21 protein-coding genes are annotated in these 21,370 nt (G+C 70.1%); 4 read left to right on the top strand and 17 right to left on the bottom strand.

The genetic code is table 11. The annotated features are described in order from the left end of the window. Positions 1–90: 90 nt before the first annotated feature. From ACFRAC_RS16220 to ACFRAC_RS16250, 7 genes are all read right to left on the bottom strand, one after another. Complete coding sequence (locus tag ACFRAC_RS16220; RefSeq protein WP_382924538.1) at positions 91–384, bottom strand: hypothetical protein; 294 nt, start codon at positions 382–384, stop codon at positions 91–93. A gap of 67 nt (positions 385–451) precedes the next feature. Next, positions 452–1,468, bottom strand: a complete 1,017-nt coding sequence (locus ACFRAC_RS16225) for a helix-turn-helix transcriptional regulator (protein ID WP_382924539.1) — start codon at positions 1,466–1,468, stop codon at positions 452–454. Positions 1,469–1,487: 19 nt separating this feature from the next. Beyond that, positions 1,488–2,441, bottom strand: coding sequence for a helix-turn-helix transcriptional regulator (locus tag ACFRAC_RS16230; RefSeq protein ID WP_382924540.1), 954 nt, complete (start codon positions 2,439–2,441; stop codon positions 1,488–1,490). Positions 2,442–2,597: 156 nt separating this feature from the next. Beyond that, positions 2,598–2,969 carry an FKBP-type peptidyl-prolyl cis-trans isomerase gene (locus tag ACFRAC_RS16235; protein ID WP_094055282.1) on the bottom strand — a complete coding sequence of 124 codons (372 nt, stop codon included), beginning with the start codon at positions 2,967–2,969 and terminating at the stop codon, positions 2,598–2,600. A 64-nt stretch (positions 2,970–3,033) separates the two neighbouring features. Continuing rightward, on the bottom strand, positions 3,034–4,035 hold the full coding sequence (locus tag ACFRAC_RS16240; RefSeq protein WP_382924541.1) for an FKBP-type peptidyl-prolyl cis-trans isomerase: 1,002 nt from the start codon (positions 4,033–4,035) through the stop codon (positions 3,034–3,036). A 131-nt stretch (positions 4,036–4,166) separates the two neighbouring features. After that, entirely contained in the window at positions 4,167–5,528 is a 1,362-nt protein-coding gene (gene pafA / locus ACFRAC_RS16245; RefSeq protein ID WP_055622880.1) for a Pup--protein ligase, read from the bottom strand. Positions 5,529–5,537: 9 nt separating this feature from the next. Continuing rightward, complete coding sequence (locus ACFRAC_RS16250) at positions 5,538–6,797, bottom strand: MFS transporter (protein WP_382924542.1); 1,260 nt, start codon at positions 6,795–6,797, stop codon at positions 5,538–5,540. A gap of 95 nt (positions 6,798–6,892) precedes the next feature. Between ACFRAC_RS16250 and ACFRAC_RS16255 the strand changes: the two genes are divergently transcribed. Then, positions 6,893–7,909, top strand: coding sequence for a LacI family DNA-binding transcriptional regulator (locus tag ACFRAC_RS16255; RefSeq protein WP_382924543.1), 1,017 nt, complete (start codon positions 6,893–6,895; stop codon positions 7,907–7,909). A 70-nt stretch (positions 7,910–7,979) separates the two neighbouring features. Here ACFRAC_RS16255 and prcA read toward each other — a convergent pair whose 3' ends face one another. The 6 genes from prcA to arc form a co-directional block, all read right to left on the bottom strand. Beyond that, positions 7,980–8,753 carry a proteasome subunit alpha gene (gene prcA / locus ACFRAC_RS16260; protein WP_382924544.1) on the bottom strand — a complete coding sequence of 258 codons (774 nt, stop codon included), beginning with the start codon at positions 8,751–8,753 and terminating at the stop codon, positions 7,980–7,982. 59 nt (positions 8,754–8,812) lie between these two features. Then, complete coding sequence (prcB, locus tag ACFRAC_RS16265; protein ID WP_382924545.1) at positions 8,813–9,658, bottom strand: proteasome subunit beta; 846 nt, start codon at positions 9,656–9,658, stop codon at positions 8,813–8,815. Continuing rightward, the gene (locus ACFRAC_RS16270; protein ID WP_382924546.1) at positions 9,610–9,894 is read right to left on the bottom strand and encodes an endonuclease VII domain-containing protein; all 285 of its coding nucleotides are present in this window, start codon (positions 9,892–9,894) and stop codon (positions 9,610–9,612) included. Before ACFRAC_RS16270 ends, prcB begins: the two co-directional genes overlap by 49 nt. A gap of 49 nt (positions 9,895–9,943) precedes the next feature. Continuing rightward, positions 9,944–10,162, bottom strand: a complete 219-nt coding sequence (locus tag ACFRAC_RS16275) for a ubiquitin-like protein Pup (RefSeq protein WP_030955201.1) — start codon at positions 10,160–10,162, stop codon at positions 9,944–9,946. 199 nt (positions 10,163–10,361) lie between these two features. Continuing rightward, positions 10,362–11,873 (bottom strand): depupylase/deamidase Dop, encoded by a 1,512-nt coding sequence (gene dop, locus ACFRAC_RS16280; protein WP_382924547.1) that lies wholly within the window; start codon positions 11,871–11,873, stop codon positions 10,362–10,364. A 242-nt stretch (positions 11,874–12,115) separates the two neighbouring features. Continuing rightward, positions 12,116–13,882, bottom strand: a complete 1,767-nt coding sequence (gene arc / locus ACFRAC_RS16285) for a proteasome ATPase (protein WP_361339968.1) — start codon at positions 13,880–13,882, stop codon at positions 12,116–12,118. A 245-nt stretch (positions 13,883–14,127) separates the two neighbouring features. On the opposite strand from arc, the gene ACFRAC_RS16290 reads away from it, so the two are divergent. Then, entirely contained in the window at positions 14,128–14,433 is a 306-nt protein-coding gene (locus ACFRAC_RS16290) for a ferredoxin (protein ID WP_382924548.1), read from the top strand. A gap of 57 nt (positions 14,434–14,490) precedes the next feature. Here ACFRAC_RS16290 and ACFRAC_RS16295 read toward each other — a convergent pair whose 3' ends face one another. The 3 genes from ACFRAC_RS16295 to ACFRAC_RS16305 form a co-directional block, all read right to left on the bottom strand. Next, complete coding sequence (locus tag ACFRAC_RS16295) at positions 14,491–15,069, bottom strand: hypothetical protein (protein ID WP_382924549.1); 579 nt, start codon at positions 15,067–15,069, stop codon at positions 14,491–14,493. Positions 15,070–15,283: 214 nt separating this feature from the next. Then, positions 15,284–16,186: a tRNA (adenine-N1)-methyltransferase gene (locus ACFRAC_RS16300; RefSeq protein ID WP_382924550.1), complete on the bottom strand. Its 903-nt coding sequence runs from the start codon at positions 16,184–16,186 to the stop codon at positions 15,284–15,286. A gap of 52 nt (positions 16,187–16,238) precedes the next feature. After that, the gene (locus ACFRAC_RS16305; protein WP_382924551.1) at positions 16,239–17,678 is read right to left on the bottom strand and encodes a site-2 protease family protein; all 1,440 of its coding nucleotides are present in this window, start codon (positions 17,676–17,678) and stop codon (positions 16,239–16,241) included. A gap of 174 nt (positions 17,679–17,852) precedes the next feature. On the opposite strand from ACFRAC_RS16305, the gene ACFRAC_RS16310 reads away from it, so the two are divergent. Further along, positions 17,853–18,872 carry a RecB family exonuclease gene (locus tag ACFRAC_RS16310; protein WP_382924552.1) on the top strand — a complete coding sequence of 340 codons (1,020 nt, stop codon included), beginning with the start codon at positions 17,853–17,855 and terminating at the stop codon, positions 18,870–18,872. 14 nt (positions 18,873–18,886) lie between these two features. Then, entirely contained in the window at positions 18,887–19,558 is a 672-nt protein-coding gene (locus tag ACFRAC_RS16315; protein ID WP_062670896.1) for a response regulator transcription factor, read from the top strand. 66 nt (positions 19,559–19,624) lie between these two features. Here ACFRAC_RS16315 and ACFRAC_RS16320 read toward each other — a convergent pair whose 3' ends face one another. Beyond that, entirely contained in the window at positions 19,625–21,208 is a 1,584-nt protein-coding gene (locus ACFRAC_RS16320; protein WP_382924553.1) for an ABC transporter substrate-binding protein, read from the bottom strand. Positions 21,209–21,370 lie beyond the last annotated feature (162 nt).

Below are 21,370 nucleotides of genomic sequence, written 5' to 3' on the forward strand. Positions count from 1 at the left end.
CCTGCACACCTACAACCACCACCGCTGCCACACCGCACTCGCAGGCCAGCCACCCATCAGCCGCGTGAACAACGCTGCGGGTCAATACACCTAGGGCGCGGAGTGCAGCCGCAGGGTGCTGACGCCTCCGCCGGTCAGCAGCTCCACGATCCGCTCCCCCGCCGGCTTGCGGACCCCGGCCCCGCACGCGGGACACGTGAACGAGTAGAACGTCGTGCGGCTGCTGGCGCCGATGACGAGTCTGAGGGCCTGCGCGGCGAGTTCGAACCGGCCCCGGCAGTCCGGGCAGCCCGCCCGGAACACCACCGGGGTCACGCTTCTCATCCCGGCGAAAGCGGATGCCACCGTCACTGCCCGCACCCCGGACGTCGCCGACTCGTTCAAAGTCCTGCTCCCGCCTGTCGCCTGCTGCCGTGCCGCCGGCCCGGCCGACCGCCGGACCGCTTCGCCCTTACTGCCCGTCCTGCACCGCGTGCGCCGCGCCCGCGCCCCGTATCTCCACCCCGTCGTACGCCGCCAGCGCCTCGCGGGCCGCCTGCCGGGCACTGTCGGCCAGACCGGACGGCGACACGATCCGGCCGTCCCGGCCGAGCCGCAGCGCCAGACGCCGCAGGGACGCCGGGTCGGGCGTACGCAAGGTGATACGCAGCCCGCCGTCCGGAAGCTCATCGGCGCTGTCGTGCGGGTAGTACTCGGCGACCCAGCGTCCGCCCGGGCCGACCTCGGCCACGACCTCCGGGTCCTCCGCGGCGGGCTGCACCAGCCCCTCGGACAGGTCCCGCAGCTCCACCTCCGGCGGCGCGGACGGCTCGTCGAGGATCTTGATCTCGGCGACCCGGTCCAGCCGGAAGGTGCGCCGCGCCTCCGAGCGCCGGCACCAGGCCTCCACATAGGTGTGGCCGACGCTGACCAGCCGGATCGGGTCGATCTCCCGCTCGGTCACCTCGTCACGGGCCGGCGAGTAGTAGCGGATCCACAGCCGGCGCCGCTCGGAGATCGCCCGGTCGACGTCGGCGAAGACCCCGCCCTCGGACTCGAACGTCACCGACAGCCGGGCGCTGGCCCAGGCCGCCTCACCGGCCGCCGTCTCCACTTTCGCGGTGGCCCGCAGCAGCGCCTGCCGGTCGCTCTCGCGCAGCCCCGGCAGCGTGGCCACCGCGCGGGCCGCCACGAGCAGCGCGGTCGCCTCGTCGGCGGCGATCCGCAGCGGCTCGGCGACGTCGTCCGCGTTGTGCCACCAGATGCGCTCGCCGTCGGTGTCGATGTCGAGCAGATCACCGCCGCGGAAGCTGGTGCCGCACATGGGCAGCACATCGAGGTCGGAGACCAGCTCGTCCTCGGAGATGCCGAAGGCACGCGCGACGTCCTCGACGCGCGCGCCGGGCCGCTCCTTCAGATAGGTCACCAGGGAGAGCATCCGCCGGGTCTGGTCGATGGCGCTCGTGGGTCTGACCGGTTTGCCTGCCACTGTCTTGCTCCGCTCCCCCTCAGCCCTTGGCCACGGCACGCAGCCGGTCCACCACGTCGGCCCGCAGCTCGGCGGGCTCGAGCACCACCACGTCCGGTCCGAACTCCACCAGCCAGGCGTCCAGCCCGTGGCCGTACGGAATCTCCAACTCGTCCCAGCCGTCCCCGAGTTCCCGGACCGAGGTGGCCTTAGCCCGAAGGGGGTAACCGGAGCCCGTGCGCAGCCGGATCAGCGCGGACCGGTCGGCGATCTCCCCCGCCCAGCTCGCCACGGTCTCGCGCACGGTCACGACGTCCGGCACCTCGGCGGTGAAACGGCCGCCGCGGCTGCGCACCTTGCCGGTGATCCGGGACAGCCGGAACACCCGCTCGGCGCCCCGGTCGCGGTCCCAGCCCGCCAGGTACCAGTGGCCGCGCCAGCACTCCAGCGCCCACGGTTCCACATGCCGGGGCTCGGGGCGGGCCGCGGTGGCCTTGCGGTAGTCGAACATGACCGGCCGCCGGTCCCGGCACGCCAGCATCAGCGGTTCGAACGCCGCCTCGTGCACCGGGATACGGGGCTCCAGCGCGCTGTGCGGCTCGTACGGGTCGACGTCCTCCGGCAGGCCGGCCGCGCGCAGCTTCTGCAGGGCGCCGCTGGCCGCGCCCGCGAGCCGGGCCTGCTGCCACACCTTCGCGGCCAGCCCGAGCGCGGCCGCCTCCTCGGCGTCCAGGGTGATCGGCGGCAGCCGGTTGCTGTCGCGGCGGGCCAGGTAGCCGACCTCGCCGTCCAGGTTCTCCACCGTCTCGATGACCAGGCCGAGCTCGCGCAGATCGTCCTTGTCGCGCTCGAACATCCGGTTGAAGGAGTCGTCGGAGCCCGCCTCCAGGTAGGCCTCGATGGACTCACGCAGCTCGCGCTTGCTCAGCGGCCGCCGCGTCCCGAGCAGACACAGCGCCAGATTCATGAGCCGCTCGGCCTTGGCAATGGCCATCGACGCCCTTCGCCTTCCTTATGGTGCTTACGACCGATGACCGTACCGCCCCGCGGGGGCGCGGCAAAAGCCGAGGGCCCATGCCCGGACAGGCATGGACCCCAGGTAGTCGGCTTCGGTCGCCCCCCGATCACAGGCGGCGACCGGACGCGACGGTCAGACGCCGAGCAGGTCGACCACGAAGATCAGCGTCTCGCCGGGCTTGATCGCCGGGGTCGGGCTCTGGTTGCCGTAGGCCAGGTGCGCCGGGATCGTCAGCTGACGGCGGCCACCGACCTTCATGCCCTGCACGCCCTGGTCCCAGCCCTTGATGACCCGGCCGCCACCCAGCGGGAAGCGGAACGGCGTGCCGCGGTTCCAGCTGGCGTCGAACTCCTCGCCCGTGCTGAAGGCCACACCCACGTAGTGGACGGTGACGGTCTGACCCGCCTCCGCGACCGGACCGTCGCCCTCCCAGATGTCCTTGATCTCGAGGTCCGCCGGGGGCTCGCCGCCCGGGAAGTCGATCTCGGGCTTGTCGATGCTCACGTCTTACGCTCCATGCTTGTCGTGGAAAGACAACGCGGTCAGTCTTTCATCACCCGGGGTGGGGTCACATCTTGGCGAGGATGTCCACGCTGAACACCAGCGTGGCGTTCTTCGCGATGCCGCTGCCCTGCGGCGGCTGGTCGCCGTACCCCAGCTCCGGCGGGATCACGATGAGCACGCGGCTGCCGACCTTCTTGCCGGTCAGCCCCTGCGACCAGCCCTTGACGACCTGCGCCAGGGGGAACGACACCAGCTGCTTCGCCGCGTACGACGAGTCGAACTCCTTGCCGGTGGCCCACTGCACGCCCTTGTACTGCACCAGGACGGTGTTCTCCGCGGCGACCTCGTCGCCGTCACCCTCCAGGATGTACCTCGACACCAGCTTCTTCGGCGGGTCGGTCTTCGGGACCTTGATGGAGGGCGCCTTGCCGTCGGTGTTGGTGCCGACCTTCGGCAGGTCCGGGTCGTCCTGGGGGACCTTCTTGCCCTTCGCGGAGCTCGACGCGTTGAACGAGTTCTCGATGTCGACCACGAACACCAGGGTGTCGGTGCCCTTGATCCCCGCCTGCTCGTTGCCCTCCTTGCCGTAGCCCCAGGTCGGCGGGACGGCCATCTCGACCCGGCTGCCGACCTTCTTGCCGGCCAGCGCGTACCGCCAGCCGTCGATGATGCGGCCCTGCGACAGCTGGATCAGCAGCGGTGCCTTGCGGTCGTAGGAGTTGTCGAAGACCTTGCCCGTCGCCCAGATCTGCCCCAGGTAGTTCGCCTGGAGGTAGTCGTTCTCGGCGACCGTCTTGCCGTTGCCCGCGATGACCGTGCGCACCGCCAGGTCCTTCGACGGCTCCCCCTCGCCCTTGGCGACCTTGGGCTTCTGACCGAACTTCGTGCCCGCCGTGATCGCCGGCAGCGGACCGTCCACGATCTTCGGCGACGGTGCGGCCGACTGCTCCGGCGCCGACGGCGACACGCTGTCACTCGCCCCGCCCCCCGAGTCCTTGTCGTCACCGCAAGCGGCGAGCGTGACCATTCCTGCGGGTACGGCGATGAGAAGGGAGCGTCGGCGCACGGTGGGGGCCTCGTAATCAGTCGATCTTGCGGACAGGCGTGCGCGCAACTCTACGGCGTGGGAAGGGCGCCGTACGGTAAACGTACGGCGCCCGTGTTGCGGTCCGGCAGTCCGGCCGGACCGCGCCCGCCTCACATTCCGGCGATCAGCTTCTCCACCCGGTCGTCCACCGAACGGAACGGGTCCTTGCACAACACCGTGCGCTGTGCCTGGTCGTTCAGCTTCAGATGCACCCAGTCGACCGTGAAGTCCCGGCGCTGCTCCTGCGCCCGGCGGATGAAGTCGCCGCGCAGCCGGGCCCGAGTGGTCTGCGGGGGCACCGACTTGCCCTCGAAGATCTTCAAGTCGTTGCAGATCCGGGTCGCCTGCCCCTTCTTCTCCAGCAGGTAGTACAGCCCACGGCGCCGGTGGATGTCGTGGTAGGCGAGGTCTATCTGCGCGACCCGCGGATGCGACATCGTCATGTTGTGCTTGGCCCGGTACCGCTCGATGAGCTTGTACTTCATGACCCAGTCGATCTCGGTGCCGATGCGGTCGAGATCCTCCGTCTCGATCGCGTCCAGCGTCCGGCCCCACAGCTCCAGGACCTGCTCGACCGTCCCGGTACGGATACCGCGGCGCTCGCAGAAGTCCACGGCCTTCTCGTAGTACTCGCGCTGCACCTCCAGCGCCGAGGCCTCCCGGCCGCTGGCCAGACGCACCTTGCGCCGGCCCGTGATGTCATGGCTGACCTCGCGGATCGCCCGGATCGGGTTCTCCAGGGTCAGGTCCCGCATCACCGTGCCCGCCTCGATCATGCGCAGCACCAGGTCGGTGGCGCCGACCTTCAGCAGCATCGTCGTCTCGGACATGTTCGAGTCGCCGACGATGACGTGCAGCCGCCGGTAGCGCTCCGCGTCCGCGTGCGGCTCGTCCCGCGTGTTGATGATCGGCCGGGAACGCGTCGTCGCCGAGGAGACGCCCTCCCAGATGTGCTCCGCCCGCTGGCTCACGCAGTACACCGCACCGCGCGGCGTCTGCAGCACCTTCCCGGCGCCGCACAGCAGCTGGCGGGTCACCAGGAACGGGATGAGGATGTCCGCGAGCCTGGAGAACTCGCCATGGCGTGCCACCAGATAGTTCTCATGGCAGCCGTAGGAGTTTCCGGCCGAGTCCGTGTTGTTCTTGAAGAGGTAGACGTCGCCCGCGATTCCCTCCTCGTGCAGGCGTCGTTCCGCGTCTACCAGGAGTCCTTCGAGAATGCGCTCGCCGGCCTTGTCGTGGGTGACCAGCTCGGTCACGTTGTCACATTCGGGTGTCGCGTATTCCGGATGTGAGCCCACGTCAAGATAGAGGCGGGCGCCGTTTCGCAGAAAGACATTGCTGCTGCGGCCCCATGACACGACACGGCGGAAGAGGTACCGCGCCACCTCGTCGGGAGACAGGCGGCGCTGTCCCCTGAACGTACACGTGACGCCGTACTCGTTCTCCAGCCCGAAAATGCGGCGGTCCATGACTGAACATTACGCCCGATCCCCTGAGCTGAAACGGGGTTCGACAGCACGGTTCGGATCATTTTCCGATGAAGCCGCAACGAGCGCCCCCCGTCCGGGAGCTGCGAGGACCCGCCCCGTGGCCACCAGAACCAGCAACGACACGGCCCCCGCCGCCCCCGGCACCGCGAACCCCCACAGCGCCCCGCCCGCCTGCACCACCGGCCCGGCCACACCCGTCCCCACCGACGCGCCCACCGTGAACGTCGTCACCAGCCACGAGAACGCCTCCGTCACCGTGCCCCGCGGGGCGTGCCGGTCCACCAGCACGAACGCGCACGCGATCGACGGCGCCAGGAACACCCCCGCCAGCACCGCGAGGGCCGTCATCGCCACCACGCCCGGCATCAGCGTCAGCGGCAGGTAACACACCGCCAGGAACGCCACCAGCGTCCGCAGTCGTCGCGCGGGCTCACCGCCCCACTGCCGCGCCCCGTACACCACACCGCCCAGCAGCGCGCCCAGCCCGAGGCCGGCCATCAGCCAGCCGTACACCACGTCCCCGCCGTGGTCGTCCGCGTAGGACATCGCCGCGACCGCGATCGACCCCATCGCCATGCCGACGAACAGGAACGCCCCCAACAGCGCGAGCAGCCCCGGCGACCGCAGCGCCCCCAGCCAGTGCGCCTCACGCGGCTCCGAACGCCAGGCACGCGACGGCGGCGAGACCACCACCGACAGCGCCCCCAGCACGCCGATCACGTTCAGCAGCACCAGGGCGGCCTGCGCCGACCACAGCGACGCCCCCAGCGTCAGCAGCAGCGGGCCGACTGTGAACATGACCTCCTGCGCCACCGCGTCCATCGCGTACGCCGTGTGCACCTGCCCCTGCCCTGGCAGCACCGACGACCACAGGGCCCGCAGACCGCCCTCCAGCGGCGGTGTGAACAGCCCCGCCGCCACCACGGCCGCGTACGCCGCCCCCAGGGCGCCGATGCCCACGACGGCGAAGACGGCCGTCGCGACGGCCGACGCGACGGCGGCCGGCAGCTGCACCCGCGGCTGCCCGAACACGTCCACCAGCCGCCCCAGCACCGGCTGGCCCACCGCGTTGGCCACGCCGTACGCCGCCGCCAGTCCCCCGGCCAGGCTGTACGAGCCGCCCTCCGCCCGCACGAACAGCACGATGGCGAGCGCCGCCACCGCGTTCGGCAGCCGGCCCACCAGCGTGCCCACCAGCAGCCGGGCGGCGTGCCTCGCCCTGAGGACCTCCAGGTAAGCCCCGGTCATCGGCCGCCCTGCCCTTCGGAAGTTTTACGTATAACGTCTCTCGTCATACGTACCATGTGCGCTGTTCGCAGTCCAGACGAAAGAGCAGGCCCACCGTGGCAGCAGGCAGCACCCGCCCCACCAGCCGGGACGTCGCCCAGGCCGCGGGAGTCTCCCAGGCGGCCGTCTCACTCGTCCTCGGCGACAAATGGCGCGGCCGCGTCTCCCCCGCCACCGCCGAACGCGTCCGCGAGGCCGCCCGCCGCCTCGGCTACCGGCCCAACCTCGCCGCCCGCAACCTCCGCCTCGGCCACACCCGCACCGTGCTCCTGGTGGTCCCCGCCCTGACCACCGAATTCTTCGCGGGCGTCTACACCGGAGCCGCCCGCGTCGCCGCCCGGCACGGCTTCGGCGTCGTCCTCTACCCCTCCCCCGAGGGCATCGGCCCCGCCCGCGACCCCTTCGCCTCCGCCCAGGCCGCCCTGGACGGCGTCATCGCCTCCTCCATGGCCGCCGACGCCCTCACCACCATCCGCGGCGACCAGCTCCCCCTCGTCATGCTCGACAGCGACCCCGCAGGCAGCCTCGGGGCCGCCACCGTCAACCTCGACATCGCCGACGGCGTCCGCCAGATCACCGACCACCTGCTCGGCCTCGGCCACCGCCGCTTCCTGCACCTCGCCGCCGGCATCCCCTCCTGGACCTTCGACGTACGCGCCCGCGAACTCACCACCCGCCTCGCCGCCGCACCCGGCACCACCCTGCGCGTCGCACACGCCCCCATCTCCATCGACGCGGCCCGCACCGCCACCGCCGGCGCCCTCGCCGCAGCAGCCCCCCACCCCACCGCCATCGTCTGCGACGACGACAAACTGGCCGCCGGCGCCTACAAGGCCGTCCGCCGCCTCGGGCTGCGCGTCCCCGACGACATCTCCGTCACCGGCCTCGACGACCTCGCCCTCGCCACCGCCATCGACCCCGAACTCACCACCGTCCGCCTCGACGCCGAGCTCTTCGGCGAACGCGGCATGCAGGCCCTCCTCGCCGTCCTCGAAGGCCGCACACCGGAACAGGGGGACATCCCCGTCCAGCTCGTCGTCCGCGGCTCCACGGCACCTCCCAGGACCTCCTGAACGTCCCCGGACACACCGGTGCCCCGGCCGCGCGGGCGACCGGGGCACACAAGCGGGGTGAAAGGGCCGGCTACTTCTCCGAACCGCCGGACGACCCCTCCGACTCGTCCGACTCGTCCGCGCTCTCCGCCTCCGTGGCCGCGCCACCGGCCTCCAGCAGCCGGCCCAGCTGACGGCCCACGATCCGCTTGAACTTCCGCGACTGCGGACGCGTACGGTCGAGCACCGCCACCTCCAGCCGCTCCGCCGGAATCTCCCGCTGCGAACCGTTCGACTCCCGCGACAGCGCCTGCACGGCCAGCTGCAGGGCCTCCGCCAGGCTCATCCCGTCCTGATGCCGCTGATCCAGATAGCTGCTGATCAACTCCGCGTTGCCACCGACCGCGACCGAACCGTGCTCGTCCACGATCGAACCGTCGTGCGGCAACCGATAGATCTGGTCACCCTCCGGAGTCTCACCCACCTCCGCGACGACCAGCTCCACCTCGTACGGCTTCTCCGCCGCCGACGAGAAGATCGTGCCCAGCGTCTGCGCGTACACGTTCGCCAGACCCCGGGCCGTCACATCGTCACGGTCATAGGTGTAACCCCGCAGATCGGCATACCGCACCCCACCGATCCGCAGATTCTCGTACTCGTTGTACTTACCGGCGGCCGCAAAACCGATCCGGTCATAGATCTCACTGAACTTGTGCAGCGCACGGGACGGATTCTCACCGACGAACACAATGCCGTCGGCATACTGCAGCACGACGAGGCTGCGACCACGCGCGATGCCCTTGCGGGCATACTCCGCCCGGTCGGCCATCGCCTGCTGGGGTGACACATAGAACGGCGTCGACACCGGTTATCCGTCCCTTTCTGTCGAAGTCACACGATCACCTGGAAAAACCGGACCAGCCGCTACAGCAGCGGAGCCCGCGGACCGTCGGGCTGCTCCAGACGCCGCTCCAGGACGGAACGCGCGATCTCGGAGGACTCCTCGTCGCCGAGCCGACGGAAACCGTCCTCGGTGATCACCGTGACGATCGGATAGATCCGGCGCGCGACATCGGGACCACCGGTCGCCGAGTCGTCGTCAGCCGCGTCGTACAGGGCCTGCACCACCAGCGTCGTGGCCTCGGCCTCGCTCAGGTCCTCACGGAACAGCTTCTTCATCGCGCCCCGCGCGAAGACCGAACCCGAACCCGTGGACGCGTACCCGTGCTCCTCCGAACGCCCGCCCGTGACGTCGTAGGAGAAGATCCTGCCCCGCTCACGGTCCACGTCGTACCCCGCGAACAGCGGCACCACGGCCAGGCCCTGCATCGCCATGCCCAGGTTCGACCGGATCATCGTCGACAGCCGGTTCGCCTTGCCCTCCAGCGACAGCTGCGCGCCCTCGACCTTCTCGAAGTGCTCCAGCTCCAGCTGGAACAGCTTCACCATCTCCACGGCCAGACCCGCCGTGCCGGCGATCCCCACCGCCGAGTACTCGTCGGCCGGGAACACCTTCTCGATGTCCCGCTGCGCGATGATATTGCCCATCGTGGCCCGCCGGTCACCGGCGAGCACCACACCGCCCGGGAACGTCACAGCGACGATCGTGGTGCCGTGCGGCGCCTGGATCACACCCTGCGTGGGCGGCAGTTGACGCTTGCCGGGCAGCAGCTCGGGCTGTTGCTCGGCGAGGAAGTCCATGAACGAGGACGACCCGGGCGTCAGGAAGGCAGCTGGTAGACGCCCGGTGCTACGAGTGTTGGCTTCCACGCGATTCCTTCCGAGTAAGCGGCGGCCCGGCGGACGGCGTCAGGGTCGTCCCCCAACTTGCCGATGGCCGAATTGCAGTTGAAGCACAGTACGCCACGGACCCTACCCGTCTCATGGCAATGATCCACATGAACGGCCGGAGCCGGGCACCGGGCATGCAAGCCGTCCGGCGTCGAGCAGCTCGTGGCGAACGCTGCTCGCGGCCCGACCTCCCCGCACCGCGAGCAGCGCGCCACCTGCCTTCGTTCACAAACTGAGAGCCCCCCGAATCCTTCGATTTGAAGGCTACTCGCCGCCCTTTTGCACGAACGATCGAACGAAGTCCTCGGCGTTCTCCTCGAGTACGTCGTCGATCTCGTCCAGGACCGAGTCGACGTCGTCGCTCAGCTTCTCCTGGCGCTCCTTGAGGTCTTCCGAGGCCTGTGTCTCCGCGGCCTGCTCCTCGACCTCCTCGGTGGAGCGCGTGGCCTTCTGCTGTCCGCCGCCGGTGTCCTTGGTTGCCATATCCCTCACCCCGCTCAGTTCGCCCGACATGGTCGACAGGTCGGCTTTCCTGCCGATCGGTGATGATCAGACCCTACAAGCCGGGTCCGACATCGGCCCCGCAGTTTCTCCAACGTACGGGGGCCATCTCGATGATTCCCGGCCGCCGGGTTTTCCACCCTGCCGGGCCGGTCCTCGGCCGGCCCGGCACGAGTACCCCTCAGTGACCCGACAGGACCCTGACCAGGTCTTCCGCGCTGCGGCAGCGGTCCAGGAGCTCCTTGACATGATTTCGCGTTCCGCGAAGTGGTTCGAGGGTTGGGACGCGCTGGAGGGAGTCGCGTCCGGGGAGGTCGAAGATGACCGAGTCCCAGGAGGCCGCGGCGACGTCGTCGGCGTACTGCTCCAGGCAGCGGCCGCGGAAGTAGGCGCGGGTGTCCTCCGGCGGCTTGGTCTTGGCCCGCTGGACGGTCTCCTCGTCCAGGAGGCGCTTGATGCGGCCCCGCTCGGCGAGGCGGTTGTAGAGGCCCTTGTCGGGCCGTACGTCGGCGTACTGGAGGTCGAGGAGGTGGAGCTTGGCGGCGTCCCAGTCGAGGCCGTCGCGGCGCCGGTAGCCCTCCATGAGTTCGCGCTTGGCGACCCAGTCGAGTTCGCCGGCGAGGCTCATGGGGTCGTGCTCGAGCCGGTTGAGGGTGTCCTCCCAGCGGGTGAGGACGTCCTTGGTCTGCTCGTCGGCGTCGGCTCCGTAGCGTTCCTCGATGTACTTGCGGGACAGCTCGTAGTACTCCATCTGGAGCTGCACCGCGGTGAGCGTGCGGCCGCTGCGCAGAGTGATGAGGCGCTGCAGCGTGGGGTCGTGGGAGACCTGGTGGAGGGTGCGGACGGGCTGGTCCACGGCGAGGTCGACGGCGATGAAGCCGTCCTCGATCATGGACAGGACGAGCGCGGTGGTGCCGAGCTTGAGGTAGGTCGAGATCTCGGACAGATTGGCGTCGCCGATGATCACATGGAGGCGGCGGTATTTCTCGGCGTCGGCGTGGGGCTCGTCCCGGGTGTTGATGATGGGCCGTTTGAGTGTCGTCTCGAGGCCGACCTCGACCTCGAAGTAGTCGGCGCGCTGGCTGATCTGGAAGCCGTGTTCGTGGCCGTCCTGGCCGATGCCGACGCGGCCGGCGCCGGTGATGACCTGGCGGGAGACGAAGAAGGGCGTGAGGTGGCGCACGATGTCTGAGAAGGGGGTCTCCCGCTTCATCAGGTAGTTCTCGTGCGTGCCGTAGGAGGCGCCCTTGTTGTCGGTGTTGTTCTTGTAGAGGTGGATGGGCTGGGCGCCGGGCAGCTGAGCGGCTCGTTCGGCGGCTTCGGCCATGATGCGTTCGCCGGCCTTGTCCCAGAGGACGGCGTCCCGGGGGTTGGTCACCTCGGGGGCGCTGTACTCGGGGTGCGCGTGGTCGACGTAGAGCCGTGCGCCGTTGGTGAGGATCACGTTGGCGAGGCCGATGTCCTCGTCGGTGAGCTGGCTGGAGTCGGCGGCCTCGCGGGCGAGGTCGAAGCCTCGCGCGTCGCGCAGCGGGTTCTCCTCCTCGAAGTCCCAGCGGGCCCGGCGGGCCCGGTGCATCGCCGCCGCGTAGGCGTTGACGATCTGGGATGAGGTGAGCATGGCATTGGCGTTGGGGTGGCCGGGGACGGAGATTCCGTACTCGGTCTCGATGCCCATTACTCGCCGTACGGTCATGCGGCCCTCCTTGCCCGGCGGCGCCCTCGGTCGTGGGCGCCGCGCAGATACCGCTGGCGCTCGGTGGCGTGTGCGGTGCCCGTCCCCGCACTGCGCGACTCTGCGGTATGGAAGAGCCTAGAACGCCTTTGCGCTGGTGGGGAGATCATTTGCGTCATTGCGTTGGTCGCCTTCGGTCCGGCGTGGCCGGAAAAACAGTCGGCTGCGGGTTCCCGGTGGGGAGCCCGCAGCCGCCCTGCCTTTTACAGGTACTGCCCGGTGTTCGCCACCGTGTCGATGGAGCGTCCGGTGTCCGCGCCCTGCTTTCCGGTGATGAGGGTACGGATGTAGACGATCCGTTCGCCCTTCTTTCCGGAGATGCGGGCCCAGTCGTCCGGGTTGGTGGTGTTGGGCAGGTCCTCGTTCTCCTTGAACTCGTCCACGCAGGCCTGGAGGAGGTGGGAGACGCGCAGGCCCTTCTGGTTGTGCTCGAGGAAGTCCTTGATCGCCATCTTCTTGGCGCGGCCGACGATGTTCTCGATCATGGCGCCGGAATTGAAGTCCTTGAAGTAGAGGACTTCCTTGTCTCCGTTGGCGTAGGTGACTTCCAGGAAGCGGTTCTCCTCGGATTCGGCGTACATCTGCTCGACGGCGGTCTGGATCATGCTCTGGACCGTCATCGACTTGTCGCCGCTGTGCTCCCCGAGGTCTTCGGAGTGGAGCGGGAGGCGCTCGGTGAGGTACTTGCCGAAGATGTCCTTGGCGGCCTCGGCGTCGGGACGCTCGATCTTGATCTTCACGTCGAGCCGGCCGGGGCGCAGGATGGCGGGGTCGATCATGTCCTCGCGGTTGGAGGCGCCGATGACGACCACGTTCTGCAGGCCCTCCACGCCGTCGATCTCGGCGAGGAGCTGCGGGACGATGGTGTTCTCCACGTCCGAGCTGACGCCGGATCCGCGGGTGCGGAAGAGGGACTCCATCTCGTCGAAGAAGACGATGACGGGTGTGCCCTCGGAAGCCTTCTCCCGGGCGCGCTGGAAGACGAGGCGGATCTGCCGCTCGGTCTCACCGACGTACTTGTTGAGAAGCTCGGGTCCCTTGATGTTGAGGAAGAAGCTCTTGCCGGCGGCCTGGCCGGTGACTTCGGCGACCTTCTTGGCCAGCGAGTTGGCGACGGCCTTGGCGATGAGCGTCTTTCCGCAACCGGGGGGCCCGTAGAGCAGGACGCCCTTGGGCGGGCGCAGTTCGTGCTCCTTGAACAGGTCCGGGTAGAGGTAGGGCAGTTCCACGGCGTCGCGGATGGCCTCGATCTGGCCGCCCAGGCCACCGATCTGCTCGTAGCCGATGTCGGGGACTTCTTCGAGGACGAGTTCTTCGACCTCGCTCTTGGGGACGATCTCGTAGACGTAACCGGATCGGGGTTCGAGCAGGAGGGCGTCGCCGGGGCGGATGTTGACGCCGCGCAGGGGTTCGGCGAGGCGTACGACGCGCTCTTCGTCGGTGTGCCCGAGGACGAGGGCGCGTTCGCCGTCCTCGAGGATCTCCTTGAGGGTGACGATGTCGCCGACGCTCTCGAACTCCATGGCCTCGACCACGTTGAGGGCTTCGTTGAGCATGACCTCCTGGCCGCGCCGGAGGTCGTCGAGTTCGACGCTCGGGCTGACGTTCACGCGGAGTTTGCGGCCTCCGGTGAAGATGTCGGCGGTGCCGTCCTCGTTGGCCTGCAGGAAGACACCGAAGCCGGCCGGTGGCTGGGCGAGCCGGTCCACTTCCTCCTTGAGGGCCACGATCTGGTCGCGGGCCTCACGGAGCGTGTTCGCGAGTCGCTCGTTCTGGGCGGACACGCCGGCCAGGTTGGTCTGCAGTTCGACGATCCGCTCTTCGAGAATCCTCGTGTGCCGCGGAGAGTCGGCGAGCTTGCGTCGCAGGACGGCGATCTCCTGCTCAAGGTAGGCGATCTGCCCGGCCGGGTCGTCGGACCCTCGTCCCGGGCGGATGCCGCGGTTCATGTCGTCGTCGTGGGCTGCCACGGTCCTCACCTCCTCCAAGGGGAGCTGGACGCTTCCAGACCCTACCTGGGTGGGTGTCGATTGAAACCCCTAGATCACAAAGACGGTCGAGGTGTGTCCGATCTTCACCCTTGCGCTCTCCCTCACGCCAGGGGAATACCCACCGCACATGATTGGAACCCAGGCAGGGGTAGTGTCGAGGTGTTCAACACCCGTCGGAGCTGGCCGGATTCCCGTGCGGCTGGGCGGGGGAAGCGGTGGGAGAGATGAGCGTGGAGCAGGCGGCCGGGGTCGAGGGTGGGGCACTAGAGGTCTGGATCGATCAGGCGTTGTGCACCGGTGACGGTATTTGTGCCCAGTATGCGCCTGAGGTGTTCGAGCTGGACATCGACGGTCTGGCCTACGTGAAGAGCGCCGACGACGAGCTGTTGCAGACGGAGGGGGCGACAACGCCCGTGCCGCTGCCGCTCCTCACGGATGTGGTGGACTCGGCGCGGGAGTGTCCGGGCGAGTGCATCCATGTACGCCGCGTTCTGGACAAGGTCGAGGTGTTCGGCCCGGACGCCGAGTGAGCGTGCGCGCACGGCTCGTTATGCCTGTCTGATTTCTCACACGCTGTGTGACGGGGGTCAGACGCTCTGTGCTCCGGCGGGTGTCGAGCGCACGAACGAGCCGTTCTTCCACTGCCATTTCGCGCTCTCGTTCACGTCGGGGCAGCAGCGGGGGACGTCCGGTGACGAGTAGCCGTAGAGGTGGGCGGCGACCGCTCCGTCACGCACCGCGATGTCACGGACGGTGATGCTGTCCTTGGGGTCGATGAGCGTGGCGACGAGGCGGGGCGCGGTGGCGCCGGCGGCCTGGGTCAGGACGTAGACCCCGTCGGGCGGGGTGCCCATGGGCGAGTCGCAGTGGACGACGGCGACGGTCTCGGGGCGGTGGTCGCCGTCGAGGTCTCCGGTGGCCTTCTTGACGACGACGGCCTTCACCGGCCCGCAGGTGAGCGGGAAGTCGGCCTTGGCTGGGTCGGGGGGTGCGACGGCCGCGGGGGCGTGCTTGGCGTCGGCGGCGGTCGGCTGGGCCGCGGTCGCCGAGTCGGGCTGGAGGACGCTGGAGAGCGCCACGACACCGGCGAGCGCCGTGGCGGTGGCGACCCAGTGGATGGGCCGGGTGTGGGTGTGTGCCAGTTCCGGGACGGCGGTTTGCTGCACTAGGAGCGTCTCCTGTGAGGGCTGTGCCGGTGGGGGTGGCCAGCATCGTGCCACACGTCACAGTGCGAGGGAACGGCGGGGTGGGTACTTGGTCCGGTTACGGTCGGGCCGAGTGGGCGGGGCCGCGAACGAAAGGGCGCTGGGGTGGAGTTCCCGGGCGGTGCAGGGAACTCCACCCCAGCGCCTTCGCGTTGTCGGTGGTGCGGGCCGTGGGTCAGCGGCCGGCGCCTCGGTCGGCGTTGGGGCCTTCGTAGTCCTCGCCGTAGGCGCCCTTGGCGGGGCGGCGGCGGCGCATGGGCGGCTCGACGCCGTCGGCGAGGCGGCGGGCGGTGAGCAGGAAGCCGGTGTGCCCGATCATCCGGTGGTCGGGGCGGACGGCGAGACCCTCGATGTGCCAGTTGCGGAGCATCGTCTCCCAGGCGGTCGGCTCGTTGAAGCAGCCGATCTCGCGGATGGACTCGACGGTCCGGGCGAGCTGGGTGGTGGTGGCGACGTAGCAGCAGACGATGCCGCCGGGGACGAGCGCCTTGGAGACGGCCTCCAGGCATTCCCAGGGGGCGAGCATGTCGAGGATGACGCGGTCGACGTCGGTGTCGCTGAGGTTGTCCTGGAGGTCGCCGACGGTGAGCTGCCAGGCGGGGTGGGGGCCGCCGAAGTAGCGCTCGACGTTCTGCCGGGCGATGTCGGCGAAGTCCTCGCGCCGCTCGTAGGAGTGCAGCATGCCGTGGTCGCCGACGGCGCGCAGGAGGAAGCTGCTGAGCGAGCCGGAGCCGACGCCGGCCTCGACGACGCGGGCGCCGGGGAAGATGTCGGCGAAGGCGAGGATCTGCCCCGCGTCCTTGGGGTAGACGACGGCCGCCCCGCGGGGCATGGACAGGACGTAGTCGGGGAGCAGGGGGCGCAGCGCGAGGTAGGCGACGTTACCGGTGGTGCGGACAACGCTGCCCTCGGGAGCGCCGATCAGCTCGTCATGGGGGAAGGAACCCTTGTGGGTGTGGAAGTTCTTTCCCTCTTCGAGCGTGAACGTGTAGTGGCGGCCCTTGGGGTCGGTCAGCTGAACCTGGTCCCCGACCTTGAAGGGGCCGCGCCTGCGGGCGGCACCGGTCGGTTCGGACATGTGAACAGCCTACCGGCGTTTGGGGAGGCCGCCGACCACGGGCGGCGGGTGGTCAACTGGGGCGGGCCATGGCCTTGACGAAGGCGCGTTCCACGTCGGCGGCGGACAGGACGCCGTAGATCTCGCCGGTCTCCTCGACGACGAGGTATTCGGTGGCGGGGGCAGCGCGCAGGGCGTCGAGGAGCTCCTCGCCGGAGAGTTCGGCGGAGACGCGCATACCTTCGGTGATGTCCTGGGCGAGGCCGCTGACGGCGACCCAGGGGCGGCGGTGTTCGGGGACGCCGACGATGGCCGCTTCGCGGACGAGGGAGAGGGGGGTGCCGTCGGCTTCGACGACGACGAGGGCGCGGGCGCCGGCGGCGTTGGCGCGGCGCAGGGCCTCGGAGAGGGGGGTGTCGGCCTCGACGGGGACGGCGCGGCGGGTGAGGGCGCGGGCGCGCAGTTCGGGGAGGTGTTCGCGCAGGCGGGCCATGCGCAGGCTGTTGCCGGCTCCGGTCCAGATGATCGCGGCGAGGATGGCGGCGAGCAGGGCGTCCAGGACGGTGTCCATGCCGACGTTGTCGACGGCTTCGGAGCCGAGGGCGCCGGACTGGGTGAGCCAGGGCAGGCCGATGAGGACGGAGACGGCGAGGGCGCGGCCGACCCAGGCGGCGGCGACGGTGCCGCTCATGGGTTTGCCCGTGATCTTCCAGACGACGGCGCGGAGCATGCGGCCGCCGTCCAGGGGGAGGCCGGGGAGCAGGTTGAACACGGCGACGATGAGGTTGGAGATCATCAGTCCGGCGAGCAGGACGCCGGGGACGGTGCCGGGTTCGACGAGACGCAGGGCGCCGTAGAAGACGCCGGAGAGGACGAGGGAGAGCAGGGGGCCGACGAAGGCGAGGACGAATTCCCGGCCGGGTGTCTCGGCTTCCTTCTCGATCTCGGAGACGCCGCCGAAGAACTGGAGCTGGATGCGGCGCACGGGCAGGCCGAAGCGCAGGGCGGCGACGGTGTGGGCGAGCTCGTGGATGAGGACGGAGGCGTAGAAGGCGACGGCGAAGAAGAGGGAGACGAGGTAGCGGGCGGCGCCGAGCTCGGGCAGGACGCGCTCGAGCTGGCCGCCGAAGACCCAGGTGATCAGGGCGGCGACGAGGAACCAGCTGGGGGCGACGTAGACGGGCACGCCGAAGGGCCGGCCCATGAGCAGTCCGCCTCTGGGGTCGCGGGGGCGCCTCGGCGGGCGCGGCTTGGTGTCGGCGGAGTGGGCGAAGGCGCGGTCGTCGTGCTGGGGGTGGGGGCCGTCGGGGTGCGGCTCCTCCGGTGGCTGTGCGGCGCTCTCGTCGCCGGCGTCCCGGTGCTGCGGATCCTCGGGGGCGGGCGGCGCATCCGGTCGGCCGGGGCCGGTGGGCGCGTCGGGCCGTCCGGGATCGGGGGCCGGCCGGTCCGTGCGGTTCTCGGTCGGCTCGTCGGTCCCGGAGCGCGGCTTCCCGCTCCCGCCGCTCTCGTCCACGGTGTCCCCTCGATGGATGCGTCGTCCGCGCCTGCCGTGCGGAAGGTCTCGAGTCGATGGTATGCGGCCGTCCCTACGGGGTCCGCCCCGGCACCCCACAGTGGCCGCTCCCCCGGTGGCCGCCGGTGCCCGCGGCTGGGTCACTGTCAGTGGTGGGCCGTAAGGTCTGTGGTCATGGAGACGAGCACGGAGGGCACCACGGCGGACGGCGGCGGCGAGGTCACGCGGACGACGCCGCCGATGAGGGACGAGTACCCCGCGGGGGCGCCCGTTCATGCGGGGTCCGCGGAGACGGTTGGGGCGGTGCCGGCGGAGGGAGCCGCCGGTGTGCCGCCCGTCCGGGCTCCCTCGTCGCTGTCTCCGTCGCGGGCCGGCGACTTCATGCAGTGCCCGCTGCTGTACCGGTTCCGGGTGATCGACCGGCTCCCGGAGAAGCCGAGCCCGGCGGCGACGAAGGGGACGCTGGTGCACGCGGTGCTGGAGCGTCTCTTCGACGCGCCCGCGGCGGAGCGGACGGCGCCGCGCGCGAAGTCGCTGATCCCGGGGCAGTGGGACCGGCTGCGGGAGAGCCGCCCGGAGGTCGCGGAGCTGTTCGCGGACGATCCGGAGGGTGAGCGGCTGGCGGCCTGGCTGGCCGAGGCGGAGCAGCTGGTGGAGCGCTGGTTCGGGCTGGAGGATCCGACACGGCTGGAGCCGGCCGAGCGGGAGTTGGTCGTGGAGGCGGAGCTGGAGTCGGGGCTCCGGCTGCGCGGGATCATCGACCGGGTCGACGTGGCGCCCACGGGTGAGGTGCGGATCGTCGACTACAAGACGGGCAAGGCGCCCCGCCCGGAGTACGCGGAGGGCGCGCTGTTCCAGATGAAGTTCTACGCCCTGGTGGTGTGGCGGCTGAAGGGCGTGGTGCCGCGCCGGCTGCAGCTGGTGTATCTGGGCAGTGGTGACGTGCTGACGTACGACCCGGTGATGGCGGACCTGGAGCGGGTGGAGCGCAAGCTGCTCGCGCTGTGGGAGGCGATCCGGCTGGCGACGGAGACGGGTGACTGGCGGCCGCGGCCGACGAAGCTGTGCGGCTGGTGCGATCACCGGGAGCACTGCCCGGAGTTCGGCGGCACTCCCCCGCCGTACCCGCTGGCGCCGGTGGCCGGGGCGGGCGAGTCCGGGGAAGGCGCGCAGGGCAGAATGGGGCCGGACTAGCGAAGGAGACTTACGTGGCCATCCGCGTCCTACTGGTCGACGACCAGCCCCTGCTGCGCACCGGGTTCCGGATGATTCTGGAGGCCGAGCAGGATCTCGCGGTCGTCGGTGAGGCCGGTGACGGTCTGCAGGCCCTCGACCAGGTGCGGGCCCTGCAGCCCGACGTGGTCCTGATGGACATCCGTATGCCCCGGATGGACGGGGTGGAGGCGACGCGGCAGATCACCGGGCCAGGGCGGGACGGTCCGGCGAAGGTGCTGGTGCTGACCACGTTCGATCTGGACGAGTACGTGGTGGAGGCGCTGAGGGCGGGGGCCAGCGGCTTCCTGCTGAAGGACGCTCCCGCTCATGAGCTGGTGCAGGCGATCCGGGTGGTCGCGGCGGGTGAGGCGATGCTCGCGCCGAGCATCACGCGCCGGCTGCTGGACAAGTACGCCACGCATCTGCCGTCGGGCGACGAGCCGGTGCCGGACACCCTGCACACGCTGACCGAGCGTGAGGTGGAGGTGCTGAAGCTGGTGGCGCGCGGGTTGTCGAACGCGGAGATCGCGGCGGACCTGTTCGTCAGCGAGACCACGGTGAAGACGCATGTGGGGCATGTGCTGACGAAGCTGGGACTGCGGGACCGGGTGCAGGCCGCGGTGTACGCGTACGAGAGCGGGCTGGTGCGTCCGGGCGCGCAGTAGGGCCGGGCACGGGCAGAGGGCGTCCCTTCGGAAGGGGCGCCCTCTGCCATGGTCCGGGGCTGGTGGTCAGCCCTTTTTGAGCTCCCAGAAGCGGAAGACGGTGGAGGCGTCGAGGCAGTACTCCAGGCCGTACACGTTCTCGTGGACGATGGCGTACTGCTTGCCCTGCCAGACCGGGAGGATGGGCAGTTCCTCGGCGACGATGTCCTGGAGCTGGCCGAAGGCGTCGTCGGTGGCGGCGCGGTCGCTCTCGGCGGCGGTGCCGGGGATGAGCGTGTTGGTGATGCGCCTGTTCTCGTAGTTGTTGCCGAGGACGTTGCCCTTGCCGAAGAAGGGCGCCGTGAAGTTGTCGGCGTCCGGGTAGTCCGGCACCCAGCCCTTGACGTAGACGCCGTACTTGCCCTTGGCGATGTCCTTCTCGTACTGGTCGAAGGCGACGGAGCGGACGTCGGCCTGGAAGAGGCCGCTGTCGTTGAGCTGCTTGGCGATGGCCTTCAACTGCTGGTCGGTGGCCGGGCCGTAGCGGGACGGGGTGGACCACAGGGTCAGCCGGACCTTGCCGGTGATGCCTTCGCTCCGCAGGGCGGCGGCGGCCTTGGCGCGGGAGGGGCGGGCGCCGTAGGTGTCGAAGAAGGCGGTGTTGTGGCCGCCGATGCCGGCCGGGATGATCGAGTACAGCGGGGTGGCGGTACCCTCGTGGACGTCCCGGATGAGGGCGTCGCGGTCGAGCAGGTAGGCGATGGCCTTGCGCACACCGAGCTGTCCGGCGACCGGGTCGTCCATGTTGAAGACGAGGTGCTGGACCTCGGCGCTGCTGCCTTCGACGACCTCGACGCCGGAGGAGTCGGTGCCGGCCTTCTCGATGTCGGCGATGTCGCCGGCGCTGAGGCCCCGGTAGGCGATGTCGACGTCGTCGGCGAGCAGGGCCCGCTTGAGGCGCTGCTGGTCGCCGCGGAAGAACTTCAGGGTGACGCCGCTGTTCTCCACCTCGGCGGTGCCCTTGTAGTTCTCGTTGACGGTGAAGACGGCCTCGTCGTCGTTGAACGCGTCGAGCTTGTAGGGGCCGGAGCCGACGGCTTCGCCGTCCTCGCGCAGGCCGTCGGCGTCGTACGCGTCCTCGTCGACGATGGAGCCGGCGCCGGAGGCGATCTTGCTCGGGAAGGTGGCGTCCGGGGTGTTGAGCCGGAAGACGACGGTGCGCTCGTCGGGGGTCTCGACCTTGTCCAGGGTGGAGAACATGACGGCGGGACCGTCGGGGTCGTCGATCTTCAGCATGCGGTCGAAGGAGAACTTGACGTCCGCGGCGGTGAGTTCGTCACCGTTGCTGAACGTGAGGCCGGGTTTCAGCGTGCACGTGTAGACGGTGGCCCCGGCGTCGGAGAAGGAGCACTCCTCGGCGGCTTCGGGCTGGGGTTCCGTGGCGCCCTTGGGGAAGCTGAGCAACGACTGGAAGACGTTGGTGAACAGCAGCCAGGATCCCGGGTCGTAGCCGGAGGCGGGGTCGGTGGCCAGGACGTCGTCCGACATCCCCACGACCACGGAGTTCCCGTCCGCGCCGCTCTCCCCGGATTCCGTTCCGCAGCCGGTCAACAGGCCGGAGGCCAGCCCTGCCACAAGGGGCAGCACCGGCCAGTGGGTGCGCATGTTCACTTGCGAGTGCCTTGTCGTCGGTGGTGAGGAACCCGGGCCCGCGCGGGATCCGGGCGGGGGGGCGCCCCCCCCCGCGGGGGGCCGGCCGGGGGGGGACCCCCGCCCCCCCCCCCCCCGCCCCCCCACCCGGGGGGGGGGGGGGGGGGGTTGGCGGAGGCCCGG

The organism is Streptomyces sp. NPDC056628, from assembly GCF_042792555.1.
GTDB lineage: Bacteria > Actinomycetota > Actinomycetes > Streptomycetales > Streptomycetaceae > Streptomyces.